This window comes from Sinorhizobium fredii USDA 205 (genome assembly GCF_001461695.1).
Taxonomy (GTDB): Bacteria; Pseudomonadota; Alphaproteobacteria; order Rhizobiales; family Rhizobiaceae; genus Sinorhizobium; species Sinorhizobium fredii.
In genome coordinates, this window is sequence record NZ_AUTC01000047.1 from 1 (window position 1) to 3776 (window position 3776).

At 57.2% G+C, this 3776-nt stretch carries 4 protein-coding genes and 1 pseudogene; 4 read left to right on the forward strand and 1 reads right to left on the reverse strand.

Translation table 11 applies throughout. The features are described from left to right. A partial coding sequence (locus N181_RS06890) for an ISKra4-like element ISSfr3 family transposase (RefSeq protein WP_081318982.1) occupies positions 1-1184 on the forward strand: 1184 nt, incomplete at its 5' end. Positions 1185-1222: 38 nt separating this feature from the next. Here N181_RS06890 and N181_RS06895 read toward each other — a convergent pair. Then, positions 1223-1947 (reverse strand): annotated as a pseudogene (locus tag N181_RS06895) (IS6 family transposase). A gap of 42 nt (positions 1948-1989) precedes the next feature. Here N181_RS06895 and N181_RS35480 point away from each other — a divergent pair. From N181_RS35480 to N181_RS06905, 3 genes are all read left to right on the forward strand, one after another. Further along, a complete protein-coding gene (locus N181_RS35480; RefSeq protein ID WP_155621607.1) occupies positions 1990-2052 on the forward strand; it encodes a helix-turn-helix domain-containing protein in 63 nt (20 codons plus the stop codon). A gap of 277 nt (positions 2053-2329) precedes the next feature. Further along, on the forward strand, positions 2330-2752 hold the full coding sequence (locus N181_RS06900) for a hypothetical protein (protein ID WP_042779325.1): 423 nt from the start codon (positions 2330-2332) through the stop codon (positions 2750-2752). A 41-nt stretch (positions 2753-2793) separates the two neighbouring features. After that, entirely contained in the window at positions 2794-3732 is a 939-nt protein-coding gene (locus N181_RS06905; RefSeq protein WP_153451193.1) for a hypothetical protein, read from the forward strand. The last annotated feature ends 44 nt before the right edge of the window (positions 3733-3776 follow it).

Sequence of the window (3776 nt, forward strand, 5' to 3'; positions counted from 1 at the left end):
CCCAGTTTCAGACGGATCAAGCCGCCCAGCGAGATCGGAAGTGCCAAGACTGTAACCGCCGTCGCTCGGTGCATGATAGTAGGTACCGCACGATCCATTCGCTCTTTGGATCTTGCCACGTGCGTGTGCCGCGGTGGTGCCGCTGTGCATGCGGATCGACCGCGAGGTTGGGCACGGGATGCGTCGAAACCCTGTTGAATGGCCGAGCTACCCCGGAGTTGGAGCGCATCCAAGCCGAACTGGGCTCCCGGTTGTCATTTCGAGAAGCAGCCCGTGTACTTGACATCTTTGTGCCGGCCACGCGGCCTCATAATCATCGAACCGTAAGCAACCGGCTGGGCAAGGTTGCCGATCAGATCGAAAAGTGGGACGTCGCGGGCCCCTATCGTATCAGTCGCGCCGGCAAGTCTCCAGTTTCCGTTTTCATTGATGGCGCCTATATTCGCGCGGTTCCCGGCTATCAAAGCCGGCATTTCGAGATCGCGATGGGACGCGTGGTTGCGCAAGGCCGAGCACCGCGTCAGTTTGCCGGTGCGCCGAATATTGCTACCGGCAAACACGATATCGTTCGCGCGGCGATGCGCGCGCAAGGATGGCTGCCTGGCCGAGACGTCACCGTCTTTAGTGACGGAGAGGTCGGGCTGCAGAGCATCGTGCTCAGCGCAACACGCCAGCCCGTCACGCATATTCTCGACTGGTTTCACCTGTCGATGCGGCTGCGGCACATTGAGCAGGCCTGGGAGGGCATCAGGCATCTGCAAAATCTGGATGTCTATCTGCAAAGCGTCGCGGTCCATGTGCCCAGGCTTCGGTATCTCCTCTGGAGCGGATATGTCCGAGAGGCAAGCGAAGCCGTAAAGCAGATGCTCGGCCAATTGGATCAGCATCTCGGTTTTCACGACGCCCCCGGCAAACTCAGGCGCCTATACGAGCTGATCAACAATCTTGGCACCTACCTGGGGCAGAACGCAGCTTCGATCGTCAACTACTGTCGGCGATACTGGTCCGGTCAGCCGATATCCAGTTCGCCGGCCGAAAGTGCCGCCAACAGCCTCGTCAATGCCCGTATGAATAAGAAGCGGCAAATGCGTTGGACACCGATCGGCGCTCATCGGGTTCTTCAAGTCCGAGCCGCCGTCGCGGACGGCCGTCTCAAACAAGCAAAGCTCGACCTCGCAGCCTAACCCCCAGCTTTTTCCCGCTCCCGTCTTTGGCGTAGCTTTCAGGCCTCGATCAACATGGCGATTTCCCGCCAGGCCGTGATGGCATGGGCGCGAAGTTGGCGATGATCGGTGGCAGTGAGATGTTTTCGATGAAGTTGAAAGAGATTGGCAATCTGACCATGGGTTGAGACGAAACGCTGGCATTGTCGCGCCGATTTGAACCGCATCATGCGCTTTTCTCGTCGTCGCACAGGAAGGTGAGAGTTCTCCGCGCGATTGTTCAAGCCTTTGTGCGAACGATGCTCGACGCCGGGGATCAGCTCAGCTTTCACGGCCGAGTAAGAGCGCAGCTTGTCGGTGATCATCACACGCGGCGTGATGCCTTGGGCTCTCAGCAGCTTTAGCATCACCCGAAGAGCGGCCTTCCTGTCTCTGAAGCTTTGCAGCAGAGCGTCGAGAACGTAGTCCGTTGGCATCGACGGCGCGCCACAGCCAGTATTTCTGATCCTTGATGGACACGACCATCATCGAGGTGCCATTTGTCGGCAAAGTTGCCTCGCGACCGTCGCCGGAGTTGATGTGCGAACTTGCAGCCGAACTTCGCGACCCACTCGGAGACGGTCTGGAACGAGACATCGATGCCACGCTCGGCAAGCAGGTCTTCAACGTCACGCAGGCTCAGCGAAAACCGATAATAGAGCCACACCGCATAGGCGATGATCTCAGCAGGAAAGCGGTGGCGCCGGTAGCGGGGCGTTGGATCTCCGATGGGAAGCTTTGTCATCGCTGGCGAGATGCAATCGGTTAAGGCGACGCCACCGGGTGGATTCTTCGCGAATTGGGCTTAAAAGAGATGACGGGGAGGGGGAGGTTCCGGGCTTGGGGGTAATTTAGACTTCGCGGTCGTGGTGGTGTTACTGTGATCGCTCTCGAGTTCATACATCCTCTGGCAACCCATATCCTTTCTCTGTCATTTACGGCGAGCCAAGCCGCATTCGCTCGAATCTTGTTTGATCGAACGCGCCCCATTCGACGGGCTTCTGAAGCCACAGTCTCATGATCCAGGCACAGAACACGTGCATTCATCTGCAGGTGTGCCCGCTTTACTCGACACTGGCGTTACAATATCGTCACGCTATCTGGGTAACACCACGGGTTGTTTTGAGATGGGAAAGCTTTTCATCATACCGCAGAAAGGTCAGCAGATCGTCGTCCATGGGAACGCGGTCGGAGCGATCGATGAAAAAACGAAACTACCTCTTGATGCGGCCGGGCCGCCCTCTGGGAAAACCGAACCGGTTACGTATCCGCGAGACGCGCCCGTCGAAGTCGTGGTTAGTCAGGACAAGTTCGATCCCCCGATAATCTTCTCAACCCGGATCGCTGCAGGGCCACGGATCCCTGGCGCCGCCCGTTCGTTCGAGACGCTCGAAGCGCTGATCGGACAGGTGAAGTCGAAAGCTTGGACCGGGAGAACCACGCACGCGGAATTGAAAAACGACGGTCTCTTGGACCTCAAGGATCTAAGTGAGGTCGTGAAGGGTTTACCGGACGACGCGTCAGTCTTTTTGACATTTAAAAGCAATTAACTGCCTGGTCGGTCGAGCGCCGAAGGATCGGATTGTGCGTTATGCGAAGGCCAAAGCAACCTGCTCCAGTTGGCGGTGACGCCGCGGAGGCGGCCGCAAGCGAAGCAAAAAAACAGACACGCGCCATACGCGAAAAGATGATCGATGATGCCACAGACTCGCTAGTGAAGCGGAATGACAGTGTGCGGGCGAACATTCGCGACATGGCCCGTTGGTTCGTTGTCGGTCTCGGATCGATTCTGACGCTAACAATTGGGGCGACGAGCCTGTCAGGGTTCGGCAGCATGGAGTTCGATTTCCGCTTCGCCTTAGCCCTCGTGAGTTTGGTCGCCGGTGTTCTATTGTGCGTGAAACCGCTATTTCAGGCGATCGATCTCATGACGATGGCGACCAATAGCCGAGAAGAGGTCTATACGGCGCCAAAATTTGCAGCGGCGCGGGCGCTCGTCACACGCGCTTACCTCAGCGAAAACTCGCGAGAAGGAAATCGAACTTTTGAGGGGTTGGCACGGCAACTCGAAGAGGCCAAACAAAATCCGCCGCCAGCTAACGAAGAGGCGGGTCTGAATTGGACACTCGTTTATAAGAACATAGCATTCAAGGTGCGTGAAGCGTTGGAACTGGCCGTTACAACCGAGTTGCGGCAGCGCTTGGACATAATGTTAAACACATTGCGTCGCGTTGTGCCATGGGTCGTTTTCGCAATGGCTGTCTTTGTCTGGGCGGCAAATCCGCCGAAGGATGCGACGGAACACAAGATTGTACCCTATGAACAGAAAATCGCCTGGTCCGCTGCGGATGAGGCTGCGTTGAAAGACGTTGGGGTTTCGGTGAGTTGCCTTGCTGCCGATCACCCGAGGCTACTGGTAACGTCGGAGCGCGCAAATCAGCGCTCCGACGTTATCGCAGTGTTTTCGACCACGGGTTGTCCGCCCGCACGTCTGATCCTGACCAATGAGAACCATCTGAGCTCGAAGTAGTCGGCCCTGAACAACGGCTAAATCATTGATCTTCTGGCGGTCGG